General features: G+C 69.4%; 3 protein-coding genes. All 3 read right to left on the bottom strand.

Translation table 11 applies throughout. The annotated features are described in order from the left end of the window. Positions 1 to 251: 251 nt before the first annotated feature. Positions 252 to 521: a hypothetical protein gene (locus VF746_11890; protein ID HEX8693116.1), complete on the bottom strand. Its 270-nt coding sequence runs from the start codon at positions 519 to 521 to the stop codon at positions 252 to 254. 209 nt (positions 522 to 730) lie between these two features. Further along, complete coding sequence (locus tag VF746_11885) at positions 731 to 1,654, bottom strand: polysaccharide deacetylase family protein (GenBank protein HEX8693115.1); 924 nt, start codon at positions 1,652 to 1,654, stop codon at positions 731 to 733. A 134-nt stretch (positions 1,655 to 1,788) separates the two neighbouring features. Next, positions 1,789 to 2,238: an HIT family protein gene (locus tag VF746_11880; GenBank protein ID HEX8693114.1), complete on the bottom strand. Its 450-nt coding sequence runs from the start codon at positions 2,236 to 2,238 to the stop codon at positions 1,789 to 1,791. Positions 2,239 to 2,862: the final 624 nt, after the last annotated feature.

The following is a 2,862-nucleotide window of genomic DNA, read 5'->3' as shown; positions in this document are numbered from 1 at the left end:
GGGGCCGTCTTCGCTTTCCAGATCGGCTTGCTCTACCGCTACCACACCGGTGAACTCCACCAAGCCAACTTCAAGGCGCTCCTGAGAAGCGCTTGAGCATCGTGTTGCTACGTAAGCGCTTATATTTATGACCAAGCCTCAGTAGATTCCTCGGGAGCCCGGCCGACTTCGGTGGCGAACGCGAGATCAGCGCATCGGGCTCCACTCGGAATGACAGCTTCCCAATGCACAGCGAATCTCGAAAAACGGTATCAGTCCCCGTCCGCGGCCGGCCGCCCCCGGTCGGAGCGCTCGATGTGGCCGATCTCGATGTGCACCGACATCAGGTCGCCGGAGAGGTCGGTGATGCGCTCGGTGACCTCCAGGATGGCGCGCACGCCGTCGCCCCACACCTCCGCCACGTAGCGGTCGCCGGCCTTGAAGAGCACCCGCTGCGCCTTCTCGAGCATCTGGATCGTTTCCCAGAGGAGCTCGCGGGCCTGCTCCAGGTGCTCCATCGCGGTGGGATGCGGGTCGGACATGGGTCCAGGGGCGGCAGGGTCCGGTCGAACGGCGGGGTGAATTTCCCTCAACTTCGCACCTCGCGGCCCCGCGCGCAAAGACCACCGAAAACGGCGTGGCTCACACGGAGGCGCGGAGGAACGGAGAACAACCGAACACGAAGTTCTCCGTTCCCCTGTTTCTCCGTGTGATACCGCTGTTTGCAGTTGTACCCGGCACCGCGGCTGCCTCAGCGCTCCGCCGCCTGGCGCACCCAGGCGGGGACCTCGGGCTCGCCGGCGAAGAAGCCGCCGCGCCTGCCCTGCGTGAGCGCCCAGCGGTGCAGCCAGGTGATCCCCGCCGGCCCCGCGTAGCGGTCGGCGGAGCGGTACGCGCGGTCGGCGACCGCCTGGTCGAGGGTGACGAACGAGTAGCCGCGCCGCTCCAGCCGCCTGGCCAGCTCGTCGAAGGTGTCGGCGTTGAGCAGGTTGGCGTGCAGCAGCAGCACGTGCGGCACGTTGCGTCCGAAGAGCGCCGTGGACTGCGCCTCGTAGTAGGCGAAGATCCGCTCCATGTAGCCCAGGTACTCCGCCGCGATGCGGCGCCGCGCCCGGGCGTCGCCCCGGTTGGCCGCCTTCGCGTACGCCCGGGCGAAGACGTAGTCGTAGTTGTCGAGCGTCACCGGGGCCACGCGGTAGCCGTGCCGGCCCAGGAAGGCCTCGAAGCGGCCGCGGACGCCCAGGTCGCGCCCCGTGTGCAGGAACGGGTGCCGGAACCAGCGCGGGCGCCGCCCCGCCGCGCCCATCACGCGCCGGGTGACCTGCTCGCCGCGCAGCACGTCGGCCTGGAAGTCGGCCAGCGGCGTGGCGTGGAAGTCGGCGTGCGAGTAGGTGTGGTTCCCCAGCTCCATCCCCGCCTCCACCCAGCGCCGCAGGAGCGCCACCGCCGCCGGGTCGAGCCGCCCGCCCCGCCGCAGCTTCCCCTCGTTGACGAACCCCACCGCCGGCACGCGGTGCAGGCGGAACACGCGCAGCAGCTCCGCCGTGATCCGCTCGCCGCACGACGGCACGCAGTCCCCACCCGGCTCCACCGGCAGGTCGTCCACCGTGACCGCCACCCTGCGCACCACCTCCGCCTTCTGCGCGGAGGCGCTCCCCGCACCTACGAGGAGCAAGCCAAGGACGACCAGCCATCTACTCGCGAAACACATCCTCCTCCCTCCTCCCCGGTGCGGTTTGCGGTTGAAGCCTCGCGGGGTTTGCGAGGCTTGCTGCCGTTGTTGCCGCGGCGCCGCGGCTTCAGCCGCCTTCAACTCGATGGGCCGCCCCCCTTCCACAGCCGCTCGTACGCCGCGCGGATGAGCCCCGCGGTGCGGTCCAGCTCCTCGCGCGGCGGCTTGACGCTCCAGTCGGCCACCAGGCGGAAGGGGTCGCCCCGGAAGCGCGGGAAGACGTGCAGGTGCACGTGGAAGACCTCCTGCGCGGCCGCCGCGCCGTCGGCCAGGAAGAAGTTGATCCCCTCGCAGCGCAGCCCCGACGCCCGGATGGCCGCCGCCGTGCGCTGCGCCACCGTCCAGATGCGCCGCCCGGTCTCCTCGTCCAGGTCGGCCAGGCAGGCGGCGTGGCGCCTGGGGATCACCATCGCGTGCCCGGGGTTGACCGGCCCGATCGTCATCAGCCCCAGCACGTCGTCGTCCTCGTAGAACGCGCTCACGGGGCTGCGGCCCGCCACGATCTCGCAGAAGATGCAGTCCTCCATGCCTCTCCCGGCTCACGCGAACGTCCATCTACCATCAGTGCCATGCCACCATCCATGAACAGCATGGCCTCACGCGGAGGAGCAGAGGTAGCAGAGGAATCCCGGCGAGTGGTGGGTTCCCTGCTCCTCCGCATGAAAAAGCAGTTCGCCTTTCGTGACGAGCGCCGGCCCGTCCCTCCACGGATGGGCCGGCGCCGACGCGATGCAGGTTGGGGACCGGCGCCGCCTGCGACCTCGAGCAGGCCACCTCCACATCGCACCCATCACAGCGGCTTCTTCGGCGACGCGACCGTCTACGCGCAGGTCCGCGACTGGGTGAGGTAGGAACGTCGTAGCCGACGATCGGGGGAGATGCGAGCCGTTCGAGGAGTGTCCATAAACCCGCACCATCCCACACGGTCATCCTGAGGGCGCACACACCGAAGTCGCATCTGCACAAGAGCTTGTGCGTCCGAAGGATCTGCGGATGGGGACTCGCGCGCCTGCCTGGCTCACGCTCGAACCCGACCCGCAGATCCTTCGTCGCCGCCCGGCATCTCGTCACTTCGACGCGTCGGCGCGGCGGCTCCTCAGAGACTTTTGAGAAACGTCACTTTGGCGCACTCGGAGGTCCTACTGGGTGGT

Origin of the sequence: Longimicrobium sp., assembly GCA_036389795.1 — a bacterium.
GTDB lineage: Bacteria > Gemmatimonadota > Gemmatimonadetes > Longimicrobiales > Longimicrobiaceae > Longimicrobium.
This window is presented reverse-complemented; position numbering and strand designations above follow the sequence as displayed.